The sequence below is a fragment of the Cellulosimicrobium cellulans genome, from assembly GCF_006539945.1.
Classification (GTDB): domain Bacteria; phylum Actinomycetota; class Actinomycetes; order Actinomycetales; family Cellulomonadaceae; genus Cellulosimicrobium; species Cellulosimicrobium cellulans.
This window is the reverse complement of the sequence record NZ_BJNZ01000005.1, coordinates 17,189-31,624: the sequence shown is the minus strand read 5'-3', so window position 1 is coordinate 31,624 and position 14,436 is coordinate 17,189. Positions and strand designations below refer to the sequence as shown.

General features: G+C 74.8%; 13 protein-coding genes. 11 read left to right on the top strand and 2 right to left on the bottom strand.

Going from position 1 to position 14,436, the window contains the following annotated elements:
- Positions 1 to 300: 300 nt before the first annotated feature.
- A complete protein-coding gene (locus CCE02nite_RS05210) occupies positions 301 to 1,209 on the bottom strand; it encodes a YqeB family protein (protein ID WP_141388619.1) in 909 nt (302 codons plus the stop codon).
- Positions 1,210 to 1,389: 180 nt separating this feature from the next.
- On the opposite strand from CCE02nite_RS05210, the gene nhaA reads away from it, so the two are divergent.
- Positions 1,390 to 2,709 (top strand): Na+/H+ antiporter NhaA, encoded by a 1,320-nt coding sequence (gene nhaA / locus CCE02nite_RS05205; protein ID WP_141388618.1) that lies wholly within the window; start codon positions 1,390 to 1,392, stop codon positions 2,707 to 2,709.
- Between the two features lie 117 nt (positions 2,710 to 2,826).
- Here nhaA and CCE02nite_RS05195 read toward each other — a convergent pair whose 3' ends face one another.
- Complete coding sequence (locus CCE02nite_RS05195; RefSeq protein WP_170227224.1) at positions 2,827 to 4,308, bottom strand: extracellular catalytic domain type 1 short-chain-length polyhydroxyalkanoate depolymerase; 1,482 nt, start codon at positions 4,306 to 4,308, stop codon at positions 2,827 to 2,829.
- Between the two features lie 259 nt (positions 4,309 to 4,567).
- Between CCE02nite_RS05195 and CCE02nite_RS05190 the strand changes: the two genes are divergently transcribed.
- From CCE02nite_RS05190 to CCE02nite_RS05145, 10 genes are read left to right on the top strand one after another with little or no spacing between them, the layout of a single operon-like run.
- A complete protein-coding gene (locus CCE02nite_RS05190) occupies positions 4,568 to 5,782 on the top strand; it encodes a substrate-binding domain-containing protein (protein ID WP_141388617.1) in 1,215 nt (404 codons plus the stop codon).
- Between the two features lies 1 nt (position 5,783).
- Positions 5,784 to 6,560, top strand: a complete 777-nt coding sequence (locus CCE02nite_RS05185) for an ABC transporter ATP-binding protein (protein WP_141388616.1) — start codon at positions 5,784 to 5,786, stop codon at positions 6,558 to 6,560.
- Positions 6,557 to 7,336, top strand: coding sequence for an ABC transporter ATP-binding protein (locus CCE02nite_RS05180; protein ID WP_141388615.1), 780 nt, complete (start codon positions 6,557 to 6,559; stop codon positions 7,334 to 7,336). The genes CCE02nite_RS05185 and CCE02nite_RS05180 overlap by 4 nt, the downstream gene beginning before the upstream one ends.
- Positions 7,333 to 8,208, top strand: coding sequence for a branched-chain amino acid ABC transporter permease (locus CCE02nite_RS05175; protein WP_141388614.1), 876 nt, complete (start codon positions 7,333 to 7,335; stop codon positions 8,206 to 8,208). Before CCE02nite_RS05180 ends, CCE02nite_RS05175 begins: the two co-directional genes overlap by 4 nt.
- On the top strand, positions 8,205 to 9,362 hold the full coding sequence (locus tag CCE02nite_RS05170; RefSeq protein ID WP_141388613.1) for a branched-chain amino acid ABC transporter permease: 1,158 nt from the start codon (positions 8,205 to 8,207) through the stop codon (positions 9,360 to 9,362). Before CCE02nite_RS05175 ends, CCE02nite_RS05170 begins: the two co-directional genes overlap by 4 nt.
- Positions 9,359 to 10,975, top strand: a complete 1,617-nt coding sequence (locus CCE02nite_RS05165) for a class I adenylate-forming enzyme family protein (RefSeq protein ID WP_141388612.1) — start codon at positions 9,359 to 9,361, stop codon at positions 10,973 to 10,975. The genes CCE02nite_RS05170 and CCE02nite_RS05165 overlap by 4 nt, the downstream gene beginning before the upstream one ends.
- Complete coding sequence (locus tag CCE02nite_RS05160) at positions 10,972 to 11,670, top strand: TetR/AcrR family transcriptional regulator (RefSeq protein ID WP_141388611.1); 699 nt, start codon at positions 10,972 to 10,974, stop codon at positions 11,668 to 11,670. The genes CCE02nite_RS05165 and CCE02nite_RS05160 overlap by 4 nt, the downstream gene beginning before the upstream one ends.
- Entirely contained in the window at positions 11,667 to 12,461 is a 795-nt protein-coding gene (locus tag CCE02nite_RS05155; RefSeq protein ID WP_141388610.1) for a 3-hydroxybutyrate dehydrogenase, read from the top strand. Before CCE02nite_RS05160 ends, CCE02nite_RS05155 begins: the two co-directional genes overlap by 4 nt.
- Entirely contained in the window at positions 12,458 to 13,552 is a 1,095-nt protein-coding gene (locus CCE02nite_RS05150) for an alpha/beta hydrolase (RefSeq protein ID WP_141388609.1), read from the top strand. Before CCE02nite_RS05155 ends, CCE02nite_RS05150 begins: the two co-directional genes overlap by 4 nt.
- A complete protein-coding gene (locus tag CCE02nite_RS05145; protein ID WP_141388608.1) occupies positions 13,549 to 14,433 on the top strand; it encodes a CoA transferase subunit A in 885 nt (294 codons plus the stop codon). Before CCE02nite_RS05150 ends, CCE02nite_RS05145 begins: the two co-directional genes overlap by 4 nt.
- The last annotated feature ends 3 nt before the right edge of the window (positions 14,434 to 14,436 follow it).

The window sequence follows — 14,436 nt, the reverse complement described above, 5'->3', positions numbered from 1 at the left end:
GCGGCGGCGCGGGAGGTGTCGCGCCGAGACCGGATGCGGCGAGGGGAACCAGGCTCGCGAGACCGACACCGCGGGCAGTCGCCCGAGGTGGGAACCGACCAGGGCGAGACGACGCCGGGCGGGGTGGGTGGTGGTGCCGCGTCGTGGCGGGCCTGGCGGGAGCCGCGAGGAACGAGCGGCGGATGGTAGACGCGGCACCACCACCCACCCCGCCCACCCCAGGTGACCAGACCGCCGTCGGGCAACGTGTCCACGGCTCTACCTCGCGCAACCAGGGTTCTACCTCGCGCGACCACGGCTCTACCTCGCGCGACCAGGGTTCTCCCTCGGCGGGGTCGCGGGGCGCCAGTGCTGGACCTTGTCGACGTCGCGCACGACGACGTCCAGGCGCGCGAGCTCGCGTCGCAGGTCCGCGGCGTCGGCCGTCTTGTCGGACTGGAGCATGGCAGCCCGGGCGCGCAGGACGGCGTCGGCGCTCGGCGGCAGCGACGGGTCGCCGGTGACCCAGCGTCGGAAGTCCTCCGCCCAGGGGTCGTCGTCGTGCCACGGCCAGCCGCGCGATCGGAACGCGGCGGCGAGACGGCCGGTCGCGAGCTCGGTGCGCACGTGCAGGAGCTCGACGACCGGGGCGTCGTCAGCCGGGCCCTCCGAGGTGCCGGCATCAGAGGTCGACGCGCGCGCCGCGGGCCGGTCGATGGGGGTCGGCGCACGACGGCCGAGCACGACGAGGTCCTTCCGGTCGACGAGCACGGCGTCGACGTGGTCCCGGTCGAGCTCGGTGCGGTCGTCGCGCAGGAGCACGGTCGCGCGGTCGAGGTCGACGGTCACGACCGCGATGCCCCGTACCGCGTGCGCGGCGAACGCCAGCCCGGCGAGCACCCCGACGGCGAGGCAGATCCCGACACCGAGCGCGCCGCGCTCGCCGAGGAGCTCGTCGATCGCGCGCGCGATTCCCTGGAACGGCGCCCAGGGCAGGCCCGCCATCCAACCGGCGAGGCGCAGCACCCCGAACGCGACGACCGCCCCGAGGACCGGGGTCCCGCCCCACAGGAGCCAGCGGTCGAGCGCCGTCGCTCCGACGACGGCCGGTGCGTCCGGTGATGCCGACCCGTCCGGGGACGGCGTCGGGGCCGGTGTGAGGGCTGGGGCAGAGCCGGTGAGGTCTGCCGGGGTGAGGTCGGGCGCGGGGCGAGGGACGGCGTCGGGCACCCGCAGATCCTCACGTGCACTGGCCGCGCACGGCATCGCCCGGGAGGATGACCACGAGACGGGCACGTCGGCCGCGAGGGGTATGTCCCCGTAGAATCGAGGACGGTGTGCCGGGAAGTCTGGTCGGCCACGGTCTCGCGTCCGCGGGCCGTGCGACGCGACAGCGACCCCGGGAGCACGATGACCCACGCCACCCCGCCCTCCGGCACCCACCCCTCCCCGCGGACCGACCGGCCGTCGCCCCGCACGCGGCTGCGCCGCTGGGTGAGCAGAGAGACGACGGGCGGCGCGCTGCTCATCGGCGCGGCGCTGCTCGCGCTCCTGTGGGCGAACTCGCCGTGGCGGGACGCGTACACAGCCCTCTCGGAGACGGTCGTCGGGCCGGCCTCGATCGGCCCGCTGCCCCTGCACCTCGACCTGAGCCTCGAGACCTGGGCCGCCGACGGGCTGCTCGCGATCTTCTTCTTCGTCGTGGGCGTGGAGCTCAAGCAGGAGTTCGTGGCCGGCAGCCTGCGCAGCCCGCGACAGGCGGGCGTGCCGATGCTCGCCGCGATCGGCGGCATGGCCGTGCCGGCGGTGATCTTCACGGTGGTCGTGCTGCTCGCGGGCGACGACGGCGCGCTGCACGGCTGGGCGATCCCGACGGCGACGGACATCGCGTTCGCGCTCGGCGTGCTCGCCGTCTTCGGGCGCGGGCTGCCCGCCGCGATCCGCACCTTCCTGCTGACGCTCGCGGTCGTGGACGACCTGCTCGCGATCATCGTCATCGCGGTCTTCTACACGGCCGACCTGCGCATCGGGTTCCTCGGCCTCGCGCTCGTCGCGGTGGCGCTGTTCGCCGTGCTCGTCCGCGCCCGGCGCACGCGCTGGTGGCTCCTGCTGCCCGTCGCGCTGGTCGCGTGGGTGCTGGTCCACGAGTCCGGCGTGCACGCGACGGTCGCGGGCGTCCTGCTCGGCTTCACCGTCCCGGCGCTCGCGATGCACGGCGAGACCGAGTCGCGCACGCACCGGTTCGAGCACGCCCTGCGTCCCTTCTCCCAGGGGATCGCGCTGCCCGTGTTCGCGTTCTTCGCCGCGGGCGTGACGTTCGTCGGCGGTGGGGGCGACGTCCTCGGTCAGCCGGTCGTGCTGGCGATCGTCCTCGGCCTGGTGCTGGGCAAGCTCGTGGGCGTTCTCGGGGTGACGGCGCTCGTCACGCGGTTCACGCCGCTGCGACTGGCGCCCGGCATCGGGGTGCGCGACCTGCTGCCCGTCGGCCTGCTGGGCGGGATCGGGTTCACCGTCTCGCTCCTCATCGCGGAGCTGTCGTTCCCGGACTCGACCCACACCGACGCGGCGAAGATCGCCGTCCTCGCCGCCTCGACGATCGCCGCCGCCCTCGCGGCGGTCGCGCTGCGCTGGGACGCCCGGCGTGCACGCACCAACGACATGAACCTCGACGACCTGCCGGACGACGTCACCGACCACATCGGCGACGCGAGGGACCGCCTCGAGCACTGAAGCGACCCGCCCGCCGCTCGGATCCCGGGTCACCCCGGGCCGCCGAACCCGGGGTTGTGGGCGAGACAGCAGCCCAGCTCGCCCGTATCCCCGGGTTCGGCACCTGGAGGCTTCCGCTCAGCAGGTCGTCGCGACCTCGTAGCGGCCCGGCGCGGCCTCGCGCAGCGTCGTGACCGTCGCGTCGCCCTGGCCGAGGTACGCGAGCGAGCCCACCGCGTAGTACGGGTTGTACGGGTTCACGCCGTAGGAGGTCGCGCGGCCGGCGGCCTGGTGCTGCGCGTTCGTCGCGGTCCCGCACCACGGACCGGACGGCGCCTGGACCGTGACGGTGACCTGCGCCGTCGTCGCGTTGCCCGCCGCGTCGACGGCCCGTGCCGCGACGACGTGCGTGCCCGCGCCGAGCGTCGTCGTGTCCCAGTCGTCCGCGTACGGGGCGGTGCGCAGCGTCGCGAGCGCCGCGCCGTCGACGCTCAGCTCGACGCGGTCGACGCCGCGGTCGTCCGACGCCGCGACCCCGACCCGGACCGTCCCGGTCACGGTCGAGCCCGCGGCCGGCGACGTGATCGCGACCGTCGGGGCGACGACGTCCGGGTCCGGTCCCGTGCCGGGGTCGCGGTCGACCCGGCGGTTGGTCGCGAACAGGAAGTCGGTGAGGTAGGCCGGGTAGTCGACGCTGTTCGTCGACACGTACGACCCGCCGGGGCCGCCGCCCGCCGGCCACGCGTGGGCGAGCCCGGTGTTCCGGAGGAGCGAGACCCGCGGGCCGTCGGCGTCGGACCACAGCGAGCCGGAGCCCGCGGTATTCGTCCCCGCGAGCCCAGCGAGCGAGAACGACGACGTGGTCCCGGCACCGTAGAGGTCGGCCATGACCTGGGCGTTGAGCGTCCCGTACCCCGTCGCGACGGTCGTGTCGGCGCTCCCGAAGACGACGGACGTCACCTGCGAGTCGAAGTCCGCCGCGTGCGTCCCGGCGAACGTCCGGCACGTCGAGCGCGCCTGCGCGAGCGACGTCGCGACGCTCCCGATCTGGCCCGACGTCGTCCCGACCGTCGGCCCGGCCGCGATCCCGACGCCGGCGAACACGTCGGGCGCGAGGCAGCCCATGACCATCGCCTGGCCGCCGCCGGAGGACAGCCCGCTGACGTAGACCTGGTCCGGGTCGATGCCGAGCGACGTGTCGGCGAGCAGCGCCGACACGAGGTCGAGCAGGTTGTCGTCGTGCCGCGCGGGGCTCGTGCGGCTGTGGTTGGTGTCGTAGTAGTCCCAGCAGCCGAGCAGCACGCCGCCGTTCGGCGCCGCCGGGACCGCGACGACCATGCCGTGCTCGTCGGCGGTCGCGGCCCAGTTGCCCGCGTTCTTCAGCACCTGCGAGGTCTGGACGCAGCCGTGCAGCGAGATCATGAGCGCCCGGCCGCCGGGGAGCGCCGGCTCGGTCGTGGGCCGGTACAGCTCGACCGTCATGCCGCCCGCCGAACGCTGGGACCAGGAGCCGGCCGCGGACGCGGGCGCCGTGACGAGCGGCGCGAGCACGACGGCGAGCGCCGTGCCGAGGGCGAGCGCTGCCAGCCGAGCACGGCGCCTGAGGGAGTGCCTGACCATCTGAACCTCCACGTCGAGGTCGGGTCGCCGTCAGCGCTGGACGCGCTGCGGCGCGCACCGTTGCGCGCCGGACCCGGGCGGACCGGACGTTACGTGTGACCTGAATCACCTGTCAACATCTCCCCATCGGCCCCGTAGCCGGATCGTGACCCGCGCGGGTTGACACCGCGTCGGTCGCGGATCCATGATTCCCGCAACCTGAATCGCCTCTCATGTTTGAGCGGCGCTCCCCCAGGACCACCCAACGAAGGGCGAAGTCATGCGGACGAAGAAGTCCCAGCGGCCGGCACTCGCCGTCGCCGCGCTCGCGGCCGCGAGCCTCGTGCTCGCCGCGTGCGCGCCGACCGACGCGACCGGCGGCGACACCACCGGAGGCGAGAGCAGCACGAGCGCCGACCCGGTCGACGTCGGCATCATCTACTCCAAGACCGGGCCGCTCGCGGCCTACGGCGAGGCCTACTACGAGGGCTTCCAGGCCGGTCTCGACTACGCGACCGACGGCACGGGCGAGGTCGACGGCCGACCGGTCAACGTGACGTTCCACGACGACGGCGGCGACCCGGACAAGGCGGTCGGCCAGGCCAAGGACCTCATCGGCAAGGGCTACCAGATCCTCGGCGGCACGGTCGTGTCCGGCGTGGCGCTCAAGCTCGCCGAGCAGGCCGAGCAGAACAAGGTGCTCTACATCTCGGGCCCGGCCGCGGTCGACGCGCTCACGGGCATCAACGACTACACGTTCCGCTCGGGGCGCCAGTCGCTCCAGGACGTCGCGACGGCGGGCACGTTCGTCGACCCCGACGGCGCGAAGGTCGTCGTGTTCGCGCAGGACAACGCGTTCGGCCAGGGCAACCTCGCCGCGGTCGAGGCGGTCCTCGGCGCGCAGGGCGCCGAGGTGACGAGCGTGCTCGTGCCGGAGGACGCGACGGAGTTCACGCCGTTCGCGCACCAGATCGTCGACGCAGCGCCCGACCTCGTGTTCGTGGCGTGGGCCGGGGCGACGTCGGGCGCGATGTGGCAGGGCCTCGACCAGCAGGGCGTGCTCGACTCGACGACGGTCGTCACCGGCCTCGGCGACGTCGCGACCTACGGCGCGTACGGCGGCGCGGCGAGCAAGGTCGACTTCCTCAACCACTACTTCCCCGGCGCCGCGGGCACCGAGGTCGAGGCGGCGATGCTCGCGTCGGTCGAGGAGGCAGGCAAGCAGGCGGACCTCTTCACGCCCGACGGCTTCGTCGCGGCGCAGATGATCGTCCACGCGATCGAGGAGGGCGGCGACGACGTCGAGGCCATGGTCGACGCGCTCGAGGGCTGGAGCTTCGACGGTCCCAAGGGCACGACGACGGTCCGCGCGTCCGACCACGCGCTGGTCCAGCCGATGTATCAGGTCAAGCTCGTGGCCGACGGCGACGCCTGGGTCCCCGAGCTCGTCGCCGAGGTCCCGGGCGAGGACGTCGCACCGGCCGAGGCGGGCTGACGTGGGCGAGCCGCACACCCTCCCCGCGCTCGAGGTCCGCGACCTCGGCCTCCAGATCGGCGGGGCGCGCATCCTCGACGGCGTGAGCCTCGCCGTCGGGCAGGGCGAGATGCTCGGGGTGATCGGGCCGAACGGCGCGGGCAAGACGACGCTCTTCAACCTGGTCTCGGGCATCCACCGCCCGACGAGCGGGTCGGTGCTCCTCGAGGGCACGGACGTGACGACCACCTCGGTGGCGGCACGCGCCCGCGCCGGCCTGGGTCGCACGTTCCAGACGTCGAGCCTGTTCCCGCGCCTGAGCGTCCGGGAGAACGTGCGGCTCGCCGCGCAGGGGCGCCTCGGCGGCGCCCTGTCCGTGCTGCGCTTCCCGCGCCGTGGCGACGCCGCGACGCGGGAGGCGGACCGGCACCTCGAGACGGTGCGGCTCACGCGCCGCGCCGAGGTCGCCGCGGGCGACCTGTCCCACGGCGACAAGCGCAAGCTCGAGATCGCGGTGCTCCTCGCCACGGAGCCGCGCGTCGTGCTGCTCGACGAGCCCATGGCGGGCGTGTCGTCGGCCGACGTGCCGGGCCTCGTCGAGGTCATCCGCGACCTGCACGCGACCGGGTGCACCGTGCTCATGGTCGAGCACCACATGGACGTCGTCCTGGGGCTCGTCGACCGCGTCGCCGTCATGCACCACGGCGAGCTGCTCGCGTGCGACACCCCCGACGCCGTCATGGCGGACCCGACGGTGCAGAGCGCCTACCTGGGCGTCACGGCAGGAGAGGCAGCATGAGCGGCAGCAACAGGAGCACCGCCCACCCCGGGGGCGGGAGCGACGTGCCCGTCCTCGAGGTGCGCGGGGTGTCGGCGCGCATCGCGGGCCAGCAGGTCGTCGAGGACGTGACGTTCTCCGTCCCGTCGACGGGCGTCACGGCGGTGCTGGGACGCAACGGCGTGGGCAAGACGTCGACGCTCAAGGCCGTGCTCGGCCTGATCGAGCGCCGCGGCGAGGTGCGGCTCGCGGGCGAGCGCGTCGACGGCGAGCGCACCGACAAGATCGTGCGCCGGGGCGTCGGGTACGTGCCGGAGGACCGCGAGGTGTTCGCCGGGCTCACGGTCGCGGAGAACCTGCGGCTCGCGGAGCGCGACGCGCACCCGCGCCGCGAGCTCGTCGCCGAGTTGTTCCCGGACCTCGTGCAGCGCGCGGCGCAGCGCGCCGGCACGCTCTCGGGCGGCCAGCAGCAGATGGTGTCGCTCGCGCGCGCCCTGCTCAACGCCAACCGCCTGCTCCTTGTCGACGAGCCCACCAAGGGCCTCGCCCCGCGCATCGTCGGCGAGGTCGCCGACGCGCTCGCGGAGGCGGCCCGCACGGTGCCGATCCTGCTCGTCGAGCAGAACCTCGAGGTCATCGAGCGCCTCGCCGAGCGCGTCGTCGTCATCGACGCGGGCCGCGTCGTGCACACCGGCCCGGCGCGTGAGCTCCTCGACGACCCCGACCGCGTCCAGCAGCTCCTCGGCGTGCACGCCGAGGTCGACCACCACGGAACCGAAGGGGCGGTGGCCCGGTGAGCACGATCGTCCTCCTCCTCGTCACGGGGCTCGGCCTCGGGGCGCTGTACTTCCTCGTCGCGTCCGGCCTGTCGCTCATCTACGGGCTCATGGGCGTCCTCAACTTCGCGCACGGGTCGTTCCTCACGCTCGGCGCGTTCGGCGGCTGGTTCGTCGCGCGCTCGCTCGGCGCGGACTCGTGGGGCGTGTTCGCGCTCTCGCTGGTCGCCGGGGCGGTCGTCGGGGCCGGCGCCGCGGCGCTCACCGAGCTCCTGCTCATCCGCCCCCTCTACGAGCGGCACATCGAGCAGGTGCTCGTCACGGTCGGGCTCTCGCTCGCGTCCGTCGCGCTGTTCGAGGGCATGTGGGGCTCGGACCCCGAGTTCATCTCCGGGCCCGCGTGGCTCAAGGGCACGACCGACCTCGCGGGCGCCCCGGTGCCCAACGACCGGTTCGTCGCGATCGCCGCGGCGGCGCTCGTGCTGGGCGCGATCGTGCTGTTCCTCCAGCGCACCCGGTACGGGCTCATCATCCGCGCGGGCGTCGAGAACCGGTCCATGGTCACGGCGCTCGGCATCGACGTGCGCAAGGCGTTCACGCTCGTGTTCGCGGTCGGCGGCGCCGCCGCAGGCCTGGGCGGGGTCCTCGCCTCGCAGTACTTCGGGTACGTCTCGCCGCACCTCGGCGGGTCGCTGCTCATCTTCGCGTTCATCGTCACCGTGATCGGCGGCCTCGGGTCGCTGACCGGCGCGGCGGTCGCGTCCGTCCTGGTCGCGGTGCTCCAGCAGTTCGCGAACTACTACCTCGGCTACGGCGACCTCATCGTCGTGCTGCTGCTCGCGCTCGTGCTCCTCGTCCGTCCCACCGGCCTCCTCGGGAGGGCAGCCGCATGACCACCCAGACCGCTCCCCCGGCCCCGGCGGCCCCCGCCGACGACGCGCCGCGCACCGACCGTCCCGCTCGCCGGGCGCCGTCGGGCACGCTCGTCCGCACGCTCGCGGGCCTCGCGCTCGTCGCGCTCCTCGCCTGCCTCCCGCTGCTGGCGATCCACGTGCCGGGCGTCCTGCCCGGCCCCACCTACACGCCCGGCGCGCTGCAGATGATGGCGCTGTGCTGGCTCATCGGCGCGCTCGCGCTGAGCTACCACCTGCTGTTCGGGGTCGCGGGGCTGCTGAGCTTCGGGCACGCGCTGTACTTCGCGGCGGGCGTCTACGGGCTCGCGATCGTGCTCGACACGACCGAGATACCTCTCCTGCCCGCCGCGGCGCTCGTGCTCGTCGGCGGGATCGTCCTCGCGCACGTCGTCGGCGCGATCTCGCTGCGCGTCACCGGCATCTCCTTCGCCATGGTCACGCTCGCGTTCGCCCAGGCGGGCAACGTGCTCGTGCGGCGCAACCCCGGGGGCGCGACCGGCGGCGAGGAGGGCCTCGCGCTCGCGACCGACAACGTCCCCGACGCGTTCGTGGGCGTGCTCAACACGCGCAACCTCTACTGGCTCGCGCTCGCCGTGCTCGTCGGCGTCTACCTCGTCGTGCTGTGGGTCGAGCGCTCGCGGGCCGGGCACGTCGCGGCGGCGACGCGCGAGAACGAGGTGCGCGTGCGCGTCATCGGTGGACGCCCCTACCTCGTCAAGCTCCTCGTGTTCGTCCTCGCGGCGACGCTCGCGACGGTCGTCGGCATGGCCTACCTGCTGCTCCAGTCCGGCGCGGTGCCGCGCGCGACGTCCGCCGACTTCACGCTCACGCTGCTCGTCATGGTCGTGCTGGGCGGCGTGGGGTCGCGGTGGGGCGCGATCGTCGGCGGCGTGCTCTACACGATCCTGGACCAGCGGCTCGGGACGCTCGCGAGCTCCGCGGCCGTGGCCGACCTGCCGGCCGTGCTGCGCGTGCCGCTCAGCGAGCCCTTGTTCCTCCTCGGGACCCTCTTCATCCTCGTCGTGATGTTCCTGCCCGGCGGCATCGCCGGCGCCGCGTCGCGCCTCGCCGCGCGACGCCGCCCGCGGGAGGATCGGGAGGGAGCCCGCGAGCGCCTCGAGGAGGTGGCATGACGACGACGCAGCACCGGCCCGGCGCGCAGGACGGCCTGCACACCCTCGGGCGCTGGACGCGCGACCGCGCGCTCGCGACGCCGGACCGCGTCGCGGTCGACGACCGGGGCGTGACCCTGCGCTACCGCGACCTGCACGAGCGCGCGAGCACCCTGGCGGCGGCGTTCCGCGAGGCGGGGTACGGCGTCGGGGACCGCGTGGCCACGGTGACCGGCAACAGCGCCGACCAGGTCGTGCTGTTCTTCGCGTGCGCACAGGCGGGCCTGGTGCTCGCGCCGCTGTCGTGGCGGCTGTCGCCCGGCGAGCTCGCGGCCCAGCTCGAGCAGGCCGACCCGGCGCTCGTGCTCGTCGAGCAGGAGTTCTCCGCGCTGGCCGATGCTGCCCTCGACCGGCTCGTCCTCCCGCCGCGGCGCGCCGAGCTCGGCCGGAGCGGCGTGGAGGCGCGCGTCCCCGCGCCGTCGCGCCGACCGGTGCTGGCCGGTCGCGCGGACGACGCGGGCGGCACCCGCCGGGCCGCGGCGGCGGCGGCCCCCGAACGCCGGGCCGTGCGCGACGACGACCCGTTGCTGCTCGTCTTCACGTCCGGGACCCAGGGCGCGGCCAAGGGCGCGCTGCTCACGCACGCGAACTGCTTCTGGACCAACCTGTCGCTGTCGCGCACGGTCGAGCTCACGAGCCACGACGTCGTGCTGAGCGTGCTGCCGCAGTTCCACGCGGGCGGCTGGAACATCCAGCCCCTGCTCGCGTGGTGGACCGGCGCGACCGTCGTCCTGGAGCGCACGTTCGAGCCCGAGCGCGTGCTGCAGCTCGTCGCCGAGCGCCGCGTCACGACGATGATGGGCGTCCCCACGAACTACCTCCTGCTCGCGGAGCACCCGGGCTTCGCGGACGCCGACCTGTCGTCCCTGCGGCACGCGGTCGTGGGCGGCGCGCCCATGCCGGAGCCGCTGCTGCGCACGTGGCACCGGCGCGGCGTCGCGCTCTCGCAGGGCTACGGGCTCACGGAGGCGGGCCCGAACGTGCTGTGCCTGCCCGACGACCAGGCGCGCGAGCGCATCGGGTCGGCCGGGACGCCCTACCCGCACGTCGAGGTCGCGGTCGCCGACCCGGTGACCGGTCGGCACCTCGACGGCCCCGCGTCCGGCGAGCTGCTGGTCCGGGGCCCCGGCGTGTTCGCCGGGTACTTCCGCGACGACGCCGCGACGGCCGACGTGCTGCACGACGGCTGGCTGCGCACCGGGGACCTCGTCGAGCGCGACGCCGACGGGTACTACCGCGTGGTCGACCGGATCAAGGACGTCTTCATCGTCGGCGGCGAGAACGTCACGCCGTCCGAGGTGGAGGCCGTGCTCCGGCGCCACCCCGGCATCGCGGACGTCGCGGTCGTGGGCGTCCCGGACGACCGCTGGGGCGAGGTCGGCGCGGCGTTCGTCGTCCCGCGCCAGGGCTGGCCCACCGACGCCGAGGACCTGGAGGCGTTCTGCCGCCGCGAGCTCGCCCACTTCAAGGTCCCGCGCCGCTTCGACCTCGTCCCGTCCCTGCCCCGCACGTCGCTGCACAAGGTGTCGCGCCGCTCGCTCGCCGAGCGCGTGACCGTCCCGGAGGACTCATGAGCACCCAGCCCCGCACCGCCCGCGGCAACCGCACGCGGGCCAAGATCCTCGCCGCGGCCGAGCAGGTGTTCGCCGAGGTCGGGTACCACGACGCGTCGATCGTGAAGATCACCGAGACCGCGGGCGTCGGGCAGGGCACGTTCTACCTGTACTTCGAGTCGAAGATCGACGTGTTCGACGAGCTCGTCGACGACCTCAACCGCCGCGTGCGGCACGCGATGATCGAGGCGAGCTCGCAGGCGGGCACCCGCCTCGCCGCCGAGCGCGCGGGCTTCGAGGCGTTCTTCCGCTTCACCGCCGAGCACCCGGCGCTCTACCGGATCGTGCGGCAGGCCGAGTTCGTCTCCCCCGGCGCGCTGCGCCGGCACTACTCGCGCATCGTCGACGGCTACATGACGGGCCTCGACAAGGCGCGCGCGAACGGCGAGGTGGGCCACGACGTCGACCCCGAGGTCGCCGCGTGGGCCCTCATGGGCATCGGCGAGATCGTGGGGATGCGCTGGGTCCTGTGGGGCGGGCGCTGGGACGAGGGCGCGGAGCCGCCGTCGTACGACACCGCGGCCGCCGAGGTCCCGCCGCACGTCTTCGAGCAGACCATGCAGTTCATCGAGCGCGCGCTCGCCGCGCCGCGGACCGCTCCCTCGACCGGGAACGGAGCCGCGACCACGACCGACACCGAAGGAGACGCGCGATGACCGTCGCCGCCACCGTCCCCGCAGGCAACCCCGCCGGGCCCGGCGCCCCCACGCTCGCCGGGCGCCGCGCGCTCGTCACGGGTGGCGCGAGCGGCATCGGCGCGGCGTGCGCGCGCGAGCTCGCCGCGCGCGGCGCGCACGTGACCGTCGCGGACGTCGACCCCGACGGCGCGAAGCGCCTCGCGGACGAGCTCGGGGGCGAGGCGTGGGTCGTCGACCTCGCCGACACGCGCGCGCTCGACGACCTCACGCTCGACGTCGACGTGCTCGTCAACAACGCGGGCGTGCAGCGCGTGAGCCCCATCGAGGAGTTCCGGCCCGACGACTTCCGCCTGCTGCACGCGATCATGCTCGAGGCACCGTTCCTGCTGGTCCGGGCCGCGCTGCCGGGGATGTACGCGCGCGGGTTCGGGCGCGTCGTCAACGTCTCGTCCGTGCACGGCCTCGTCGCGTCGCCGTTCAAGTCGGCGTACGTGTCGGCGAAGCACGGCCTGGAGGGCCTGTCCAAGGTGACGGCGCTCGAGGGCGGCCCGCACGGCGTGACGAGCGTGTGCGTCAACCCCGGGTACGTCCGCACGCCGCTCGTGGAGAAGCAGGTCGCGGACCAGGCGCGCGTGCACAACATCCCCGCGTCCGAGGTGCTCGCGACCGTGCTCCTCGCCGAGTCCGCGGTGAAGCGGCTCGTCGAGCCGGAGGAGGTCGCGTCGCTCGTCGGCTGGCTCACCGGCCCCGACGCGTCGATGGTCTCGGGGGCGTCGTGGACGATCGACGGCGGCTGGAGTGCCCGGTGACCGCGGGAGCGACCGCGGGCACGGCGGCCCGCCCGACGACGGACCCCACGCGCGCACGGCACGACGTCACCGCGCAGACCCACACCTACGCGACGCTCGACGTGCCCGTCGCGGGCGGCCGGCTGCGCGTCGGGGTGTGGGACCCGGTCGCCGCGGACGGCTCGGTCGCGGCGGAGGACGGGACGGACGGCAGCGCGCGCCAGGCGGTCCCGACGGTCCTCGCCGTGCACGGCATCACCGCGTCGCACCGCGCGTGGCCCGCGGTCGTCGCCGCGCTGCCGGGCGTGCGCGTCGTCGCGCCCGACCTGCGGGGCCGTGGGCGCAGCAACACGCTGCCCGGCCCGTACGGCATGGGCGCGCACGCCGACGACCTCGCCGCCGTGCTCGACGCGCTGGGGGTCGAGAGGGTCGTCGCGCTCGGACACTCGATGGGCGCGTTCGTGTCGGTGGTGCTCGCGCACCGCCACCCCGGGCGCGTCTCGCGGCTCGTGCTCGTCGACGGCGGCATCCCGCTCCCGCCGCCCACCGGGCTCGCGCCCGACGCGACGCACGACGAGGTCCTGCGCGCCCTGCTCGGCCCGGCCGTCGAGCGCCTCGAGCGCACGTTCGCCGACCGCGAGGAGTACCGCGGCTTCTGGCGCGCGCACCCGGCGTTCGCGAGCGCGTGGGACGAGCCGTGGGGCGACGTCGTCGCGGGCTACGTCGACTACGACCTCGTGGGCGAGGCCCCGGACCTGCGCCCGGCGTCGTCGGGCGCGGCGGTCTCGGCCGACTCGCTCGAGCTCTACGAGGGCGGGCCGCTCGCGGACGCGCTCACCGGCGACCGCCCGCTCGACGTCCCGGTCGTGCTCCTGCGCGCACCGCGCGGCCTGCTCGACGAGCCCGAGGCCCTCTACTCCCCCGAGCACCTCGCCGCGTGGCGCGAGCGGCTGCCGGGGCTGCGCACCCGCGACGTAGCGGGTATCAATCACTACACGATCATCATGAGCCCGCCCGGCGTCGAGGCCGTCGCGGGCGAGACCCTGCGGGCCCTGGCCGCCGCCACGAGCGGCGGAGCAGGGCCGGCGAGTGACGAGGAGGTCACGGCATGAGCCCCACGATCGCGTCCCCACGAGGGACCGGGCTGGACAAGGTGGTCGCGTCCGCGGCCGAGGCCGTCGCGGACGTGCCCGACGGCGCGTCGCTCGCCGTCGGCGGGTTCGGCCTGTGCGGCAACCCGATCGCGCTCATCGAGGCGCTGCTCGCGCAGGGCACGCGCGACCTGTGGGTCGTGAGCAACAACTGCGGCGTCGACGACTGGGGCCTGGGCGTCCTGCTCGGGGCCGGCCGCATCCGCAAGATGACGAGCTCGTACGTCGGGGAGAACAAGGAGTTCGAGCGGCAGTTCCTCTCGGGCGAGCTCGAGCTGGAGCTCACGCCGCAGGGCACGCTCGCGGAGAAGCTGCGCGCCGGGGGCGCGGGCATCGCCGGGTTCTGGACCCGCACCGGCGTCGGCACGCAGGTCGCCGAGGGCGGCCTCCCCCAGCGGTACGACGGCGCGGGCGGCGTCGCGCAGGCGAGCGCGCCCAAGGAGGTGCGCACGTTCGGCGTCGGGCCGCGCGGCCGCGACGGCGCGTTCGCCGACGAGGCCGAGTTCGTGCTCGAGGACGCGATCACCACCGACTACGCGCTCGTGCACGCCCTGCGCGGCGACCGGCACGGCAACCTCGTGTTCCACCGCTCGGCCCGCAACTTCTCCCCGCTCGCCGCGATGGCGGGCCGCGTGTGCGTCGCGCAGGTCGAGGAGCTCGTCGAGCCCGGCGAGATCGACCCCGACGAGGTGCACCTGCCCGGCGTGTTCGTGCACCGCGTCGTCGAGGTCGGCCCCGACGTCCCCAAGCGCATCGAGCGCCGCACCGTGCGCCCGGCCGCGCCGACCGACCAGCCCGCGCCCGCGCCGTCGGGCACCGCGACCACCGTGAAGGAGGGCTGAGCC

Coding starts and splice junctions, on each gene's coding strand:
- nhaA (WP_141388618.1), top strand. CDS start 1,390: ATGACCCACGCCACCCCGCCCTCCGGCACCCACCCCTCCCCGCGGACC.
- CCE02nite_RS05195 (WP_170227224.1), bottom strand. CDS start 4,308: ATGGTCAGGCACTCCCTCAGGCGCCGTGCTCGGCTGGCAGCGCTCGCC.
- CCE02nite_RS05190 (WP_141388617.1), top strand. CDS start 4,568: ATGCGGACGAAGAAGTCCCAGCGGCCGGCACTCGCCGTCGCCGCGCTC.
- CCE02nite_RS05180 (WP_141388615.1), top strand. CDS start 6,557: ATGAGCGGCAGCAACAGGAGCACCGCCCACCCCGGGGGCGGGAGCGAC.
- CCE02nite_RS05170 (WP_141388613.1), top strand. CDS start 8,205: ATGACCACCCAGACCGCTCCCCCGGCCCCGGCGGCCCCCGCCGACGAC.
- CCE02nite_RS05165 (WP_141388612.1), top strand. CDS start 9,359: ATGACGACGACGCAGCACCGGCCCGGCGCGCAGGACGGCCTGCACACC.
- CCE02nite_RS05160 (WP_141388611.1), top strand. CDS start 10,972: ATGAGCACCCAGCCCCGCACCGCCCGCGGCAACCGCACGCGGGCCAAG.
- CCE02nite_RS05155 (WP_141388610.1), top strand. CDS start 11,667: ATGACCGTCGCCGCCACCGTCCCCGCAGGCAACCCCGCCGGGCCCGGC.
- CCE02nite_RS05145 (WP_141388608.1), top strand. CDS start 13,549: ATGAGCCCCACGATCGCGTCCCCACGAGGGACCGGGCTGGACAAGGTG.